This window comes from Thiolapillus sp. (assembly GCF_048562965.1).
Classification (GTDB): Bacteria; Pseudomonadota; Gammaproteobacteria; order Chromatiales; family Chromatiaceae; genus Thiolapillus; species Thiolapillus brandeum_A.
Genome location: NZ_JBHNMF010000032.1, coordinates 1 through 16,418 on the forward strand (window position 1 = coordinate 1; position 16,418 = coordinate 16,418).

Genomic DNA, 16,418 nt, shown 5'->3' on the forward strand with positions numbered 1-16,418 from the left:
AGTCCGGAACGGACGGACACCTGTCTTATACACGCCTGTGTATTCCCAGCCTACTACGATATCATCAACCGCAGTGACACCTTCCTGAAGTGTGATAGCTACCTGTCGGACCACATTGACGACGCCGTGATAGGTTTCCCCGGATCTCCGTATCCGCCTGACCCGCAGATCGAGGCCCTGTTCGCAGTTGATGACATTCAGAACGGCACCGTAAGCGACAGACACGGTGGGGTTGCCCGTGAACGTAGGCGACAGGGCTGAAGTGTCGTAGTCGTTGAGCTCTATGACTATGGGTCCTACGGGGGGTGTGGAATTTGTTGTAAGCTCGGGTCCATCCGTGCCGAAGATTAAGGCATTAAACAGCACGGGGTCCTGGTTGAGTACGAGCGCCATACCCAGATAGGTGTTCTTTGCCTGCGTATCTATCTTGCCATCAGTGTCTGAGGAATCTACCCGGAACTGAAGTACGTTATCATGCACATTCAGTATGGTTGCGTACGCGCCCTGAGTAGTTACCCGGTCCTTAGGGCCTTGTGCCCAAAAGCCTCTGCCCCGGGGGCCGTTGATGAAGACGGTCGCATTCAGCACGATGAACCGGGCGCGGTTGGCTGTGTCTCCGGCGGATCGGACAACTTCACCATTCCACCCACTGCCGCTGTTGCGGGCATTTGCGAATTGCGCTGAGCCGTGAGCATGCGTATTTCCGTCAATGACCCGGTTGCCATCTATAGTGAGTGTACCGCCTGCACCGATGATCAGCGTTTGGCCGCTCATCACCAGGCACTGGTTGTACGGTATCGTCAGGGATCCGGTTATCGTGAGGTCCTTCCCCCCGGTGGAATAGTAGGTCTGGCCGGCGAAGGTACCCAGTGAGGTGAACGGTGGCGCTCCCAGACTGGTGTCTGTACCGGATTGTGTGATCAGTGTGCTTGTGTTGGTATACGACATTACTGTGTCCGCTCCTGAACAATGTTACCCAGCGAGTCCTTGGAGCCATCGATCACGAAATCTGAGCAGGTGATCCCGCCGTCATTGAGGAATTTCACCGGGGTGCCTTTCTTCAGCGCCAGCCGGGCGTAGATTTCTTTGATTTCTGTTGCATTCTTCCAGATCTCTTCAGACACCATACCCGGGGGCACTTCCTGAAACGTGGTGTTCACCTTCACGAAGGTGCCATCGGTGCGAACCACGATAGGATCGTAGCTGGAATCCACCTGTTCCGCGGGTTCCGTGTCGAAGTACATTTCAAGTCTGGGCTCCTGCGTAGCGGCGAGCGCGGCAGCTTTGACAATCCGTACACTGGGGTACTCGAAAACAACCTTGTTAGACAAGACCTGAACGACTTCGGAAGATCCGTGATAGGCCATGTATTTCAGGAAAGCTTCCGTGTTCATCATCTTATCGAACAGCAGCTGAACATCCTCGAACTCCACCATATCCGCGCTTGCTGCGGTGTAGGTAAGTTCCTGTGTGCTGTCGGAATAGGACACGGACAGCCCCAGATCCGTAGCGGGGTAAGGAAGATCGAGGTCGCCTTTCTCCCCGGCATCGATGCGCATGAGGTACGTGCTGGTTGTGATCTTCGTCTTAAGGTACCCCGGCCAGCAGCCGTCATGGTGCCAGACAATCAGGATATCGGTGTTTTTAGGCGCCCAGAACCCGATGTACCGGTTAGCTGCCAGGTCGAAGGACGTCGCCAGTTTCGTGAGTGCGGTACCGGATTTGGTATAAGCACCGATGTTCATGGCGTCATGCGTGGAATAGCAGGATACCCAGGTCGACGTGCTGTTTTCCAGCCAGCACCGTACATCGCCGTTTATCGTGATAGTACCTGTGGTTTTTATGCCGAGGATCTTTCGGTTGGCGTCAATGGTCAGTGTGGCACCCGGGTTGACTATCAGCTCCCAATCCGATATGTCCAATATACCGCTTGATAGGGTTGCAGGATCCGCAGTATCCGCAAAAACTCTATTGACAGTAAGATTGTATTGAAGGTAGTCGTAAACCTCTTGGCATGTTGCGTCATTGAGGATGACGATGCTCCCATATCGGAATATGAGGACTTTCGGAGCTAACTGGTTGGCCTGACTTTCCGTTGAAGCCACAGGGAGTTTAACACCGATAATAGTTTCTTCATGGGTTGTGCGGAGCTTAGTATCCACGGCAATAGCGGTCTTGGCATAGCCATATTTAGCTACATACAGGGTGAGCGTATCCGGTAAGCAGTTAACCCAATCAGTTGCCACCGGTGAGGCCTTGTCGGTCCAAAGTACATTAGTGTACAGGTACGTAGTAGCATCCTTGTCAATGGCTGCTACGCGTCGGCGATTAGACACACCATCCGGATACGGTTTTATATCCGCGGTGTAGCCCAGTGGACGTACACCTGTGGGATAGTCATTTGAGTAGGTCCACATGAGCGTATAATCACTAAAGGGTTGCTCATTTTCGTTTTTGAAGATAACACGCACGCCCTGCAATTCCTCGATCAGGCATTTCTGCGTGCCAAGGAGCTTAACAGGCTGATCACTCAGGTTCGTGGCGTTCTTCGCCCGAAGGTACGCACCGTGGCCCATCCGCACGGCTGCACCATCTGAGCTCAGGTACGTGTCACACTTCCAGTTCTCCATTTCCCACACGTGCTTAGCCACCGGGGTGGCCGACAGGAAAGCGTTTCGGTCAAAGGTAATGCCGGGGGATCCCGCCTGCTTCCAGCCTTTTATAGTGCCCTTGTGTGACCAGGGTACCAGCTGCATCTGCGCGAGGATCTTATCCGCAGAAAAGACACACGTTATATCCGAGAAGCCTGCCGCCACAGATGTCTGAGGGCCCAGCTCCACCTCCACCTGTTTATTAGGGCACCACAGGAAGATCATCTTGCCGATGAAGCTGATGTTCGCCTTCCCCCCGGCGGTGTAGCTGAACAGGTGCCCTACATCCGCAAGCGTTGAGGCCCGGTCCACAATGATACCGCTGTTGTCAATGACCAGCTCTGCCGGGGTTGTGCTGTTCCCCTCAAAAGCGATCAGCCCCTTCCCCGGGGAGAGGGCATCATCGATCAGGAGCCGTGCCCCGGCTACCGGAACGCTTTCGCCATTGACGTTGTACGATCCCTGCAAGGTCAGCCGCCCGCCGGCGCTGATGGCAATACCCCCCGCGGTAGCTGATGTCTTGAGGGCAAGTGCCTGATAGTAGGGGATCGTCAGCTGCCCCTTGATCTTCAGCGTCACGCCATCATCCAGCCTGATTACGTAGAACTTGGGCATATTCACCGGGAGAGTGAACCCATTGCCCGCGCTGGTGGGTAACGCGGTATCAGTACCGGTCTGTGTGACTATCTTAGTTGTGTCGTCGTAGGTAAAGCTCATACGGATTTCACGCTGATGTACCGGTCATGATTACGGTCTGCCGGGATGCCAAGGTACTCTACGCAGTGTGCCGGGAGGTACAGCGCGCGGTTGGACACCGTGGCGTCACCAATCACGGTATAGGCGTAGTAAACGTCTTCGGTAGAGGCGATACGCAACAGGCACTTCCCTTCGGGGATCTTCTGCCCGGTCAGTGCGACCAGTGCGGTTTCATCCGGAAACGCAGAAGGTGGCGTGGCGATGTCATGCGAAGCCAAAGGGGGTACTGCCAGCAGTGGCGCAGGGCCCTCACCATAGTTACCCGGTTGCAGATGCAGATAAAATGTGATGTTTACCATTTCGAGCCTTTGATGTAGAGTTGCAGAACACTGACCATGCTACACCAACGAGGACCCACATGACAGACCCCATGAACTTGCCCAGCCGTGCCGGCTACCAGGACCCTGACTTTGACGACCTGAAGCCGATGACCACGAACCAGCAGAGGGCTTACCTTAAGTTCTTCAAGGATACGAATCTCTGCCCACCGGGGCACTGTACCCCTGAAACACCGGGGGCTTCACGCTTGCTGACGTTCAGCAGCTTCTCCGAATTCAAATCATTTTTCCAGCTGCCGGTACGCCCCGGCAATGAGACGGCATGGGAAACCCTGGTAAAGCACGTGGGAGATAAGTACTCCATCACTGTTCCCGCTCTCCGCCGGTATGCGTTCTACGCAATTGCAGGTGTACACCCGCTACACCCTGAAGCGCTGGACCACCTTGACAAGATGCTACGCCGAAACTTTTCCGCACAATTCTTCGGCGGCGGGAACGAAACGGTTCAGCCCAATGAGGCGCTACGGCTGCACGGGCGCTCCCTTATTGCCAATTACGGTCGGCTCTGGCTACGTCCGAGAAGTCGGATTATCGTCAACTCTGAATCCTGCATCATGCGCGTACAGGATCTGGCTATCGACGAGCCCCAGGCCGACATCATCATCCTTGAGGGGATGCAGACCAATGTCGGGCGTGCGGGAGCGGAGGGCAAGGACGGCACGAATGGCAAGGATGGCGTGAATGGCTACTGTTCCTCCTGCGGTATCGCAGAAGAGGGAGGATCCGCGGGTGCCCCTGGCGCTGATGGCGCGGTTGGCGAAGACGGGAAGCGCGGGGCGGATGGCGGCGATGCTGCCATGTTCAGCCTGTTCATTGATGACCTGCACGGAGGCGACTGCTATGTTGCGGTGGTGCCCGGCGATGGTGCCGATGGCGGGCGCGGTGGCGATGGCGGTCAGGGCGGTATCGGTGGAAAAGGCGGCACAGGCCGTCAGTGCAGTGCCACCGAAAAGCCCGCGGGTGACGGCGGTCAGGGCGGCAATGGCGGCAATGGCGGCAATGGCGGACGCGGCGGTGATGCCGGAAGACCCCAACATGTTGTTGTCCATTACTGGAGCTCTGATGGCTCTAAGCTGAAAGTGCGCACGCAGACAGCGCATGGCGGTCAGGGCGGTCAGGGCGGCAACCCCGGGCACGGCGGCGAAGGGGGTACGGTTACGGATGCCGCGCCGAGCATGAGCGCCATGGGTACGCCCATCCGCAGTGGCGGTCGCCCCGGCAAGCCCGGGCAGCCCGGATCCCTCAAAGGTAACTCAGGCCAGAATGGCCGTGATACCGGTGATGCTACCTACACGATTATTGAATGGGCCACGCAGCCAACGCAGACTGAAGGCGAGCCCGCAGTTAAGAACACAATCGAGAAGTAATTGTATGAAAATGAAGATGATTCTTGCAGTGAGCCTGCTGTTCTCCACAGCAACTGCCAGCGCGGCTGGGTTGGATACCTTTTCACTGACACCGAAGGTCAGCGTAGACGGTAAAGGCGCAGCGACTGCGCAGCTCCCACTCAAGGTACCGGCGGCACCGATGGCACCCCGGCTCTCACTCAGCTATAACTCCCAGTCTGGGGGCAACTATCTGGGGCAGGGCTGGATGCTGAACGGACCTACGGCTATTCAGCTCACCGGGCTGAACAAGCGGCTGGATAATACGTGGTCCAACATTGCGTTGGATTCGGAGGATCTGGGCTACAGCCAGTCCAACCGGTATTCGCTGAATGGCGTTCGCCTGGTCAATGTCAAAGGCGACTATGGTAAGCCGGAGACCGAGTACCAGACCACGCTGAAGGCTCCGCACAAAATCATCAGTCACGGCACCTGTGGCAATGGTCCCTGTACCTTTGACGTCTACGAGGCCAACGGCACTGTAAGCCGCTATGCCAGCAACATTTCCCCGGGTGGTGGAGATGTGCTGGTCTGGGGCCTGACGTCTCAGACAGACACGCACGGTAACAGTATCACCTGGGAATATGAGAATCCTAAGGATTACAATGTGCTGTATCCAAAATCCGTGACCTATGGGAAAGAGGGTGCAATGCGGAAAATAGCCTTTCGCTACCGTAAAAAGCACCGTGAGGTCGAGGTCCCTGCGCACATCGGTCTTGGCGGCTACGTCTTCCACGCTGACCTGTTACTTGTCGGCATTGATGCATACCTTAATGACAAGCGCCTGTACACCTACAATCTCGATTACACCGAATACGACTACTATCGGCATTCGCTGCTCACTAATGTGACGCTGTGCGCCGCCTCTGGGGAATGCTACTCCCCCCTGACCCTGCGCTACGATGCGCCGACACCGGGTACCCAGCCTAATGTGGCCTTCACACCGAACGGGGAGCTGGATATGGGCCAGGCACCGAGCAGCCCCGAAGAGCTTCGGGTTCTGATCTGGGACAAATACGGTGATGGCTACCCGGGTATTGGCCTGCTGACAAACGTCAATGGCCGCGCCATGTTCACCTTCGCACGTTCCCGCGAAGACGGCACGCTTTACCGGGCTTCGGATCAGGAGGACCTGGGCGACTGGAGTTCGGATGAAGCCGGTAAGCACCCCTACAGCTGGTTCGTCATGGACACTAACGGCGATGGCCTGAATGATCTGGTGAAGGTTCACAAAGGCCGGGCCGATGAAACCCTTGCTACCGTGTACGAAGCTCAGACAGGCCTTAGCGGCTTCGTGGGTCAGAGCCGGGATACCCACCTTGATAATGCCTGGAAGGATGACCGTCGTTTCTACACAACGGATGTGAATGGCGATGGCCGGCGGGATATTCTGAGCTCTGAAGATGTGAACGGGGTTCAGCACCTGATGGCCTGGTTCGCCAGTGAAGATGGTCTGGGTTTCGATGAGGCGTACGACATTAACCAGAACATCTCAGGCGGTATGGTGCTCGATGAGAAAGATCGACTGCATTTCACCGACATTAATGCCGACTCCCTGACTGATATGCTCATCACCCGCGTGAAAGACGGGCGTTTCCTCGTAGGCAGTGTCTATAACAAAAGCGCCAAGTTCTCTGCCCCCGCCGGTGCCTATGCGGGTTTTGCAGATCTGGGCGCTTCAGCTAAGGACAACAGGCTGCCGCTATACAGCTTCCTTGACTTCAACAAAGATGGCCTGACGGACATGCTTCGCGTTAATCAGAACGGTGGGCAAGCCGTTGCAGAGCTGTACCTGAATACCGGGCAGGCGTACAGCAGGATGCTTGCTGCCTCGGGCAGTGCACAGAACGCTGCCCGTAACTTCCAGCTTCAGCACCCGCAGAGCACCGACGATGAGCTCCACACGATGCAGTTTGTGGATGTAGACGGGGATCGGGAGAACGACCTGCTGATGTACAACAGGGATGAGAAGTGGTACGACATTTACCGGCACACGGACGCTACCTACACCTACCTGACGCACACGGAAAGCGTAGGCGACAACATCAGCGCGGTTCTTGCACCCTTTGGCGGCTCACCCCTTGCGGATCTGATTGCGGTTCACAATGAAGGTGGCCACGTTATCCTGCGATTGTGGACCAATACCACGCAGTATTACAGCTTTAGTCTGACCCACATGGCGAATGGCTCCGGGCACCATGCCTGGGAATTCAGCTACCAAAACCACGCATCCCCGGTTGTCACGGATCAGGAAGGTGTGGAATTCCCCAATATCCCCCTGACCAAGGTGCGGAATGTTGTGGACAGCTGGACTATTGTGCTGGATGAAAACACCAACCGAGAGGTTAAGCGTCATTTCAAAATGACTTATGAGGCCCCGGTGTACAACCGCCATGACTGGCGTTTCGCCGGGTACCGGCACGTAACCCGTGAGGACCCTGCAAAGGGTCTCATCACAGCGACGGAGTACTACGTAAACTATCCGTTGCGGGGTAAGGCCGCGAGCGTGACGCTCCTCACGAGAGACCGGCGTCCGCTCCAGGTGACTGAGACAACCTACGCACCCCGTAAAGTGCTGGAATCCAACCCGCCCGTGTGGCTGGTGCCCATGGATACCCGTACCCAGACCGTGTACTCTGACAATGGCGAGGTAGCCTGGACCCAGAATGTGAAGAACTTTCACGTGTCCGAGTACGGATCCCCCACGCTCTCAGGCACCTGGTACACGGGCGGCGATGTACTCTACACGGCAAACCTGTATAAGGACTATGACGGTGGTACCTGGGGAAAAGACTTGCGCGTGGGTCGGCTCAAGACCAGCGCCAAGAACAATGCCGAAGCGTTTCTGAGCACACCGAAAACCTATTACCCTACCGAGGAAGACCTGTCACTGGCATTTCAGGTACGTGATGATAAGTTCCGCATTGTGCTGGACCAGACGTGGAGTGCGGTTAACAAAGGGTATCGGTCTGAGAAGAAGAGCTACGATGCGCAGGGGCTGATAACGCAGCGTGTCCAGATCGGAGAGTTTAATAACCGGGCAGAGCTGTCTACGCACGGTCGTATCACCGTGAACTACAGCTATGACGTGTTCGGTAATCTGAGCTCCCGGGAGGCGGGAGGCCTGATCGACCGCTTCACCTATGACCCTGTATGGGGGCTGGTGACGTCGCACACACTCCCTGATGGCTCCGGTACGCAATCCGGTTATGACACCTTTGGCCACTCCCTGAAGCAGTATGTCGTGGACTCTGAGGGAACGTCTGTACCTGTTCGCTGGTATGACTACGTATTCAGGGACAATTCCCGGGCACGCATTGAGTACGTTTCTGACGGCACCGGGGTGGTTGTGAACGGTACCCGCTATAACAGCCTCGGCAAAGTGTGGAAGAAGGTACGTACCCGGGGCGAGAATGAGCCTGTCACCCTGTCTGAGAAGTCCTTTGATGCGGGAACGGGTCGCCTGAGCTCCGAGGTTACACCGGCTGGAGGCACTATCCGGTACACCTATGACCACCGGGGTAATATCCTGACACGTGAGCGTGTGGGACTCGCCACGGTGCGGTACACCTATGTCTACGCCAATGGGAAAACGGTCACCGGTATCTACGGTCCCGATCCCAGCAAACCTGTTCAGGATCCTACTGCCACCGTGCTGCTGAAGACCACGGAAGAAAGTAAGGTACATCGTGAGCGCATCACTACCCGCAGCGACGGCTCCCAATCCATAACGCACTATGACCTCCTGTCACGTGTCACGGACACCACGGATTACCGGGGGCTGATGTCCACCGTGTCCTATGACACGACGGGAGACCGTGCCTGTGTCATGACGCCTGATGCTGGGCGGCAGTGCGAGTTCTACAACGGTTTCGGTAAGCTGGCCCGGCGCGTGAACGCGGATGGTTCTGAGCAGCTCTGGTCTTATGATGGCCGTGCACGCGTAACCGAGATGACGTACCGGGGATCCGATCAGCAGGAGCGCACGGTTTCGTACGCCTACGATGACACCCGCGCCGGTGAGAACAGCCGCGGGCACCTGACGCAGGTCGTGGACGACGGGACTGTGGTTAATCTGACTTACGACGCCATGGGCTTCCTGAAATCCAAGGCCTGGCGGGTCAAAGGCGGGGAATACGTATTCGCGTATGACCGGCACGCCAACGGTTCGCTCCGGGCAGTGCACTACCCGCAGGGAGAAGCCGTTACGTACCTCTACGGTACCGCGGGGCTTGTCACCTCGCTGGACGTGAGCTCGCCTCACTGGAAGGATGCCGTAACCCTCGACTTCAGTAATTTCCTTCCGGACGATTCCCCCGGCACGGTCATGACGATGGGTTATGAGATCGACAGAGAGCTGGACAGCTGGGGTCGGGATACGCATCTGAGGCTGACCCGTGATTCCGATAAAACGCCGCTGGAAGCTGTTAAGTACGCATGGGATGCTACCGGTAATCTGGTAGCGATGCGGCGTGATACGAAGATCCAGACCTACTATTACGATTCGCTGGCCCGTCTGGTCAGGTACTCAGGCACCTTATCAGGCACCTTTGAGTACGATCCCAATGGCAACGTGACCCGGAACGAGTATGGTACGTTTGTCATGGAACCGGAAACCAACCGTATTGACACGGTCAACTACGGCAATGATGACCTGAAAGCCCGCTATGACGAAGCAGGCCGTATGACCTTTGATGGCGAAGTAACCTATACCTACAACGTCATGGGCCGCCTGGCTGAAACAGAGCATAAAGGGGAGATTCACACGTTTGACTACTTCAACGGTAAACGCCTGTTCAGTGATGGTACCCTGTACCTCGATGAAGGCTATGAAGTAACGCCGGAAGGTGCGCAGATCCGGGTAGGCAGCGGACAGGCCACTTACCTGCTGGCGAAGTCCAGTGAAGCCCTGCTTGTGCTCCCCGACCGGTTGAACAACTGGCTGACACTCGTAAATGATAAGAGCCGTGAGAGCTGGGTTTATCGGCCCTATGGAGACAGTCAGGAAAAATGAAGATCGCCGCCCCCAAAGCGCTAACTGCTGTAAAAGCACTGGCAGTGCACGGCACCACAGCCGCGGTATTCAGCTTAGGCTCGTATCTGCTCTACCACAGTGTTCAGCACTCAGATACGTTTATCGGGAAACCTGTGGTAGGCGAAGTCGTGGCGCTGGACAACCGCAGCTACTCCCCTAAGCTGTCACGGTTCCTGACCATTGACCGCAAAAGCCAGTTCATGTCTGCCTATACCTACACGAGCGGCAACCCCATGACGTTTGCGGATCCCAGCGGTGAGGGTATCGGCGATGGCATAGCGCGCCTGGTGGCCTTTGTGTCCGCCAAGCTGGGAACGACGGGTTCACGTGAAGCCATGCTGACCATGGAGGACATCGTGGGCATGAGCGCGGGCGCGGATCGGGCAGCTATGACGGCGGCTGAGGGTTTTGGTACGATTTCCCGAAATGCCGCAGGGATGTTCGAGAACCCCAGCTTTGTCTTCACGGTAGAGAGTGAGGCAGGCGCGGGCGCGGCGACACAGATGGCAGCAGAGACTTCAGAGCAGTCCCTGCTGGGTTTCGGTGTCGCTGAAGAAATCGAGATGGGCAGTATCAGCTCCCGATCCTCGGCAGAACTCCTGACCAACGACATGGGTATCTATGCTGAGATCGGACTGGAAGACACCGCAGCAGACGTACGGGGCAGACTGGCTTTCAACACTATTGAAAACCCACTCTACGAAGAACCGTACATACCAAGTACCGCCATGGCGGTGCAGGAAGGCATTACGGTGGACGCTGTCAGCGCTGTAGCGGCACTGGGAACCCCCGTAACCTTCGAATCCCCAAGTACATCCCTGTCCGTATTCGCAATGGGCGAAGGCCCCGGGGTGAGCGCGGTAGCGAATGAGGCGGCCCCGGCAGTATCGCGTGCGGTCGCTTCCGCCGATCCATTGCCACTGCTGAATGCCGAAGGCCAGGCGAATATACAGCAGCTGGTTACTAACATGATGAAGAACGGGGGCCTGCCGGGTGCCGGTGCAAAGCCACCTTCGGTCTGGCATAGCGTTGCGTCCTTTGCCGGGCTGTCACTGGCTTTTGTCGTAGCGCCTATCGCTATCGAGCAAATCATCCGGGCTGCCCGTGAGCATCACGCCCCAAGCGACCTTTACCGACACGCCCGAACGTACCAGTGAAGTGGGTCCTTCTCCTTGGCCTATGCGTAGCTAACCTGAGCTTTGCGGATCCCCGCTATGCAGGTGGGGATTACGTGGGCGACATTATCACACTGGGTGTCCGTGACCTGTCACCCCGGTTGTCGCGCTTCCTTGAAACAGACCCCGAGCGCCAGCTTTTCTCAGCGTACAGCTACGCTGCCGGTACTCCCGTAACCGTGGCAGATCCTACAGGGGCGGTTTTAGGTGCTGAACTGATCGCCATTCGAATGATCGAGGACACCCGCGGGCTGTACCTGCAAAACACCCTGACAGCGGAAGAAACTAAAACAGTTTCCCACGCCAATATCGCGGCAATAAACCGGTCTGGCTCCCTGGCTGAATTCTTCCCCGCTACAGATGCCGCACTGCTCTTTGAGAACCGGGGCGTACCCGAGGCCTCCTGGCACATAGCCTCCTGTAACTGCTATTCGGAGCGGCCCCGAAGGTTTTCCCTGAAACCCTATCAGGAGGAATGGGGCGCTTCGGACGCTAAGCGGCAGAGCAGAAACCGAACCATGTTTGGTTTTCAGGGGGACACAGACGTAGGCTGGCAGCTGCTGGACGATGATGCACTTGTCCGCCGCCGAAACCACGTGCTATCCGAATACAACCGGCGTATGGCATTCCTCGCAGACCCCAGAATCATAAAGATTCGTGGCATACCCTCACCGATCGCAGGCTTCCAGGATGAAACTAAGGACCTGTACGCCTTACTGCGAGAATCCGCAGACCGGATGGCCGAGTGTGTTGCGCAGTACGACGCAGTCATAACCCGAGGGCGGGAGCAGGCGGGAGCCTACTTCCGGGGACTGGACCGGGTACTCACCCGGTACGACAACATGGGCTTCATCTACTTAGCGCAACAGGATCCGCAGGTGCTGAGAGCCCTGCATGAAACGCACCGCAGCATGATGCCACGGGCTGCCCCAAAAAGCCGGTGGTCATGGCTACCCTGGAAGCGAAGACGATGAAGCTGTGGATCCTGCTTGCTCTTCTGCTACAGGCAGGTAGCGGCAGTACGTCGCCCCGGTACGCAACAGCGCCTTACACCGGGGGCCTGATAACGCTACAGTACCGTGAGCTCTCCTACCGGTTGAGCCGGTTCGTGGAGCCCGACCCCGCACGGCAGTTCATGTCGGGCTACGTATACAGTGGATCCTCACCCGTGACGCACGCCGACCCCACAGGGGCAATGATGGGCGGCGAGACCGTGGAGATGGCTATTCGGGATCTCTCCACACCCGCCCTGGAATCCGACCTGGAATCCGACACTGAAGAGATTCCAGTCACCCGCGAAGAAGTCCGACATGTATCACCACCCTCCCCGGTTTCAACGCTGTCCCGTCAAACTGAAAGTATGCTGTCAGCAGAGGCGCTGACTGTGCGGAATATGGCTAAATTGCGCTTTGCAATCTGGCGCTACCGCGAAGCCGTCCCTATACAGGAACAGGCCTCTGAGGACCTGAAAGCTGCCAGGGACAGGGTGAAACTGCTGGAAAGCGTATACAACTCTAAACGGACGACAAAGCATTACTGGATCCAGCAGCTCCGCCTTAAAGCCGGGGATCTCTCGCAGGAAACCCGCGACCTGGTCATCCGGCGGTACATACAGGATTACGGTATTACGCCGGAAAGCGAGTACACCCTGCGCGGTATCCTAAAAACGCCCGTAACCGTCGTGCCGCCCACCGCCCCCGTATACGTTGTCGGAGTGCCCGTCAGCGTACCGCAGCCTGCATACAGCCACGTACAGCGGTACCCGTTGCCTACCGCGACCGCGGGTGCTCTGGACCTCAGTGGATTCGCGCGCCAGCAACGGTCGCTACAGCGGGCACATCCCTACGCACGTACCCAGGCACCCAGTGCCTCCCAGGGACTACCCCCTCAAATGGAGGACTACGAATGAGGAATCTGGCAAGTGCGCTGGTATGCCTGGCAGGGATGGGCACCGCACTGGGCAGCCCGCGCTACGCGGGAGGTGAGTACTGTGGCGACCTGATACACCTGGGTATCCGCGACCTCAGCCCCCGGCTTTCCCGATTCACCACCACGGACCCGGCAGATCAGTTCGCTTCCGGGTACACCTATGGTGCAAACGCACCCGTGACCTATGCAGATCCCAGTGGCGCCATGATCGGTGAGCTCGCACTCACGGAAGCCGTGATAGAAACAGACGCCGAAACGCATAGCGCTACAACTGAACAGACAACCCTTCTGGAATCAGCGCACAGCCAGCCTGCAACCGAAGGCCACGCTCTCCTGCTGTTCCGGCGGGATCACGCCGTTCGTAGAGATGTACCACCCTGGCTGGTGCACCATCAGGAAATGCTCAAACGGTCAACTGAGCATTCTGACAAGCTGAAGCTTCAGCTTGAGAACGCCAGATGGTTGCGCAGTAAGATACGCCCCCTATCCCTCCACATCTCCCGGCGTATCCTACTGAACCGGCAGATCACAAGCCTCACAATGGAACTCGCACAGAGTGACTACTGGGTAGACTTCTATCAGTACAAAGTCCAGACTGAGACCGCGCGCCATCACGCGGGTATACCCGGATCCCCCGTTTCGACGATTGCAGACGCTGAAGGTGAGAGCTGGGTGCTGAAGCATACCAGCGAAGACACCCCGAGCCCACAGCTGGAGATTAAAACCGAAACCCCGGAAGGCTTTCAGAGGCCCAGACCTAACCTGATCCGAAGAATATTCCCGTGGCTGAACCGGCAAAGATAGCAGTGCTCCTGATACTGATAAGTCTACCGGTTGCCGGGGTGTGTGAACCTCACTACGCAGCGGGCGGCTACCGGGGCGACCTGGTACTGCTGGGCGCCCGGTATCTCAATCCCCGACTGTCAGGGTTCACCACACCGGATCCCGCCCGGCAATTCATGTCCGGCTATCAGTACGGCGCGGGTACACCCGTGACACTGGCGGATCCCAGCGGTGCCATGCTGCCCGAGCTGGAAGGCAGTGTCGGGCGCGCGCTGGATGGCTTAGAAAATGAGTATGCAACGGTTACTGAGAGCACGCAGCCTGTAAAAGCCTATAACCTGAAACCCGTCGAAGACCCCAGACGCATTATCCGACGCCCCACCGCGCCTCCGCCTATGCGAAGCCCGCGGCACGTTGTAGACAGTGCACCGCCACGGTCCCTCACATCCGCCATAGCAGAGCTGAACACCGCAGAAGAAAAGCTGGGCAGGCTGGAACAGGAGATCCTCGGGATTACCCTGCAACGCGACCACGCAGCCCCCGGTATCCGGGGTGCGCTGTTTCGGCTTCGCTACACCACGCGGATACGCAAGCTTCGGGCCTATCGGGATAAGCTGAGCGGCTACCGTGACTACTACTCAAGCCTGGTGCAGGATGAACACGCCCGCTATGCCCAGACCCTGCGAGAGCTGCAACGACGCCCCTTCTCCCAGCAATTGGGCAGGAGCCCACAGAGCGGGCAATGGGAACTTCAACCAAAACAGAGCCCCGTCATGGAGACACTGGACGCCAACCTGCTTTTCGATCAGTTGCGCATCCTGCCGCCATCCGCGGAGCCCTCCACCCCGGAACAGAAAATGATGAGAGTACGAGCATGGATAGATTCAATACCCGATTAATGATACTGGCCACACTGGTACTCCTGTCTGGTACAGGCCTGAGTGATCCCCGCTACGCAAATGGTGATTACCGGGGCGATCTCATCCATCTGGGTGTGAGAGACCTCAACCCGAGGCTGTCACGGTTCACAACCCCGGATCCCGCCAATCAGTTCGTCTCCAGCTACCAGTACGGGGCGGCATCGCCCGTGACCTATGCCGACCCGAGCGGTGCCATGATGGAAGTCGCAAGCACGATGATGATGGAAATCTCGGGAGATACCGCGCCTCTCACGGAGGCCCCCGAGCACGCAGCAACCACTGAACGTACTCAGAAGCTGATCCCCGGTGCCAAGGATACCCTCCAGCCTTCGCAGCGCGCAGCAACCATTAAGAAAAGCCCCCGTGTGCAGGTACAGCCAAAAGCACAGTGGGAGTCTGTTTACATGCGATTGCCAGAGCCTCTGAACACCACCATGCACTTCCTGGACAGGGCGGAATCCCGTCTTTCCGACATAGAAGCGCAGATGCAGCTGAGAGCCCGTGAACGCGATGCACTCCCTTCGGGGCTCCGCAACTACTACAGGCGCATGTCCCTGGAACGGCAGCTTCGCGACCTGAGGGTCAGACGCTCTGAATATCTGGATCAGCAGAAATACTACAAAGAACGCCTCCGTGGCATGCGCAGGCAGGCCTATGACCCCCGCTGGCCGAGAACTGATCCCTGGGTCTCAACCTACCGGAAACCTCCTGTCCATGAGATACCAACGCTGTCTGCCGTGCCCAGAAGAAGGTCTGTCTGGGACCGAATCCTCCACGTCCTCTCCCAGTATCCGGGGCGCAACTGGCACTACTGATGTGATAAACTCAAGATATGCGAACTACTATCCTGACCCTGCTGCTGTTCTGTACCTTCTCAACCACGGTCGCAGGCGCCCCCCGGTACGCACAGGGCCCTTATACCGGGGACCTTATTATACTGGGACACCGGGAGCTGAACCCCAGACTTTCCCGGTTCATAGAACCCGACCCTGAGCAGGAATTCCAATCAGGGTATACCTACGGTGCCGGAATGCCAGTAACGTATGCCGACCCCAACGGTGACTGGATCTTTGAGCGCATTCGCGCCTTTATCGATCGGTACCTGGAAACAACCGAGCAGCACTCACTGGACTGGGAGGCTACACGGCCTATGGTGGGGGATACGCCGCAAGTCAGCACAAGTCGTTCGCGCGTTATCCTGACAGCCCGGCCCCAACCAAACGGTGCCGTAGCCATGCTGCCTCCCCTGGTAACGGTTGATGAGGAGCTTCAGACACTTCGGAACCTGACCCAACAGGATACTACTACGCTTATCGATGTCGCCGATATGACCCCGCGCGACAAAGAGATGGAACGCCTGCACCGGCTACAGAGACTGGAACACTACAATACCCGCGAAAGCATGGTACTCAAACGTAGCCATCTCCAGTATAAAACCGCAATGAA

General features: G+C 57.3%; 12 protein-coding genes. 9 read left to right on the forward strand and 3 right to left on the reverse strand.

The features are described from left to right. From ACOCD2_RS03540 to ACOCD2_RS03550, 3 genes are all read right to left on the reverse strand, one after another. Window positions 1–948 (reverse strand): hypothetical protein (locus tag ACOCD2_RS03540; protein WP_419625590.1); only part of this gene is annotated, 948 nt, incomplete at its 3' end. Then, window positions 948–3,368, reverse strand: coding sequence for a hypothetical protein (locus ACOCD2_RS03545; protein WP_419625592.1), 2,421 nt, complete (start codon window positions 3,366–3,368; stop codon window positions 948–950). The genes ACOCD2_RS03545 and ACOCD2_RS03540, both read right to left, overlap by 1 nt. Then, window positions 3,365–3,706, reverse strand: a complete 342-nt coding sequence (locus ACOCD2_RS03550) for a hypothetical protein (RefSeq protein WP_419589517.1) — start codon at window positions 3,704–3,706, stop codon at window positions 3,365–3,367. Before ACOCD2_RS03550 ends, ACOCD2_RS03545 begins: the two co-directional genes overlap by 4 nt. Before the next feature lie 59 nt (window positions 3,707–3,765). Between ACOCD2_RS03550 and ACOCD2_RS03555 the strand changes: the two genes are divergently transcribed. The 9 genes from ACOCD2_RS03555 to ACOCD2_RS03595 all read left to right on the forward strand — a co-directional run. Continuing rightward, window positions 3,766–5,112 carry a hypothetical protein gene (locus tag ACOCD2_RS03555; protein ID WP_419625594.1) on the forward strand — a complete coding sequence of 449 codons (1,347 nt, stop codon included), beginning with the start codon at window positions 3,766–3,768 and terminating at the stop codon, window positions 5,110–5,112. Between the two features lie 4 nt (window positions 5,113–5,116). Continuing rightward, window positions 5,117–10,144 (forward strand): hypothetical protein, encoded by a 5,028-nt coding sequence (locus tag ACOCD2_RS03560; protein ID WP_419625596.1) that lies wholly within the window; start codon window positions 5,117–5,119, stop codon window positions 10,142–10,144. After that, entirely contained in the window at window positions 10,141–11,322 is a 1,182-nt protein-coding gene (locus ACOCD2_RS03565; RefSeq protein ID WP_419625598.1) for an RHS repeat-associated core domain-containing protein, read from the forward strand. Before ACOCD2_RS03560 ends, ACOCD2_RS03565 begins: the two co-directional genes overlap by 4 nt. A gap of 74 nt (window positions 11,323–11,396) precedes the next feature. After that, window positions 11,397–12,314: a hypothetical protein gene (locus tag ACOCD2_RS03570; protein ID WP_419625600.1), complete on the forward strand. Its 918-nt coding sequence runs from the start codon at window positions 11,397–11,399 to the stop codon at window positions 12,312–12,314. After that, window positions 12,287–13,249: a hypothetical protein gene (locus ACOCD2_RS03575; RefSeq protein WP_419589477.1), complete on the forward strand. Its 963-nt coding sequence runs from the start codon at window positions 12,287–12,289 to the stop codon at window positions 13,247–13,249. Before ACOCD2_RS03570 ends, ACOCD2_RS03575 begins: the two co-directional genes overlap by 28 nt. Next, the gene (locus tag ACOCD2_RS03580) at window positions 13,246–14,073 is read left to right on the forward strand and encodes an RHS repeat-associated core domain-containing protein (RefSeq protein ID WP_419625602.1); all 828 of its coding nucleotides are present in this window, start codon (window positions 13,246–13,248) and stop codon (window positions 14,071–14,073) included. Before ACOCD2_RS03575 ends, ACOCD2_RS03580 begins: the two co-directional genes overlap by 4 nt. After that, window positions 14,052–14,951: a hypothetical protein gene (locus tag ACOCD2_RS03585; protein WP_419589475.1), complete on the forward strand. Its 900-nt coding sequence runs from the start codon at window positions 14,052–14,054 to the stop codon at window positions 14,949–14,951. Before ACOCD2_RS03580 ends, ACOCD2_RS03585 begins: the two co-directional genes overlap by 22 nt. Then, window positions 14,927–15,787 (forward strand): RHS repeat-associated core domain-containing protein, encoded by an 861-nt coding sequence (locus ACOCD2_RS03590; RefSeq protein ID WP_419625604.1) that lies wholly within the window; start codon window positions 14,927–14,929, stop codon window positions 15,785–15,787. The genes ACOCD2_RS03585 and ACOCD2_RS03590 overlap by 25 nt, the downstream gene beginning before the upstream one ends. A gap of 17 nt (window positions 15,788–15,804) precedes the next feature. Beyond that, window positions 15,805–16,418 (forward strand): hypothetical protein (locus ACOCD2_RS03595; RefSeq protein WP_419625606.1); only part of this gene is annotated, 614 nt, incomplete at its 3' end.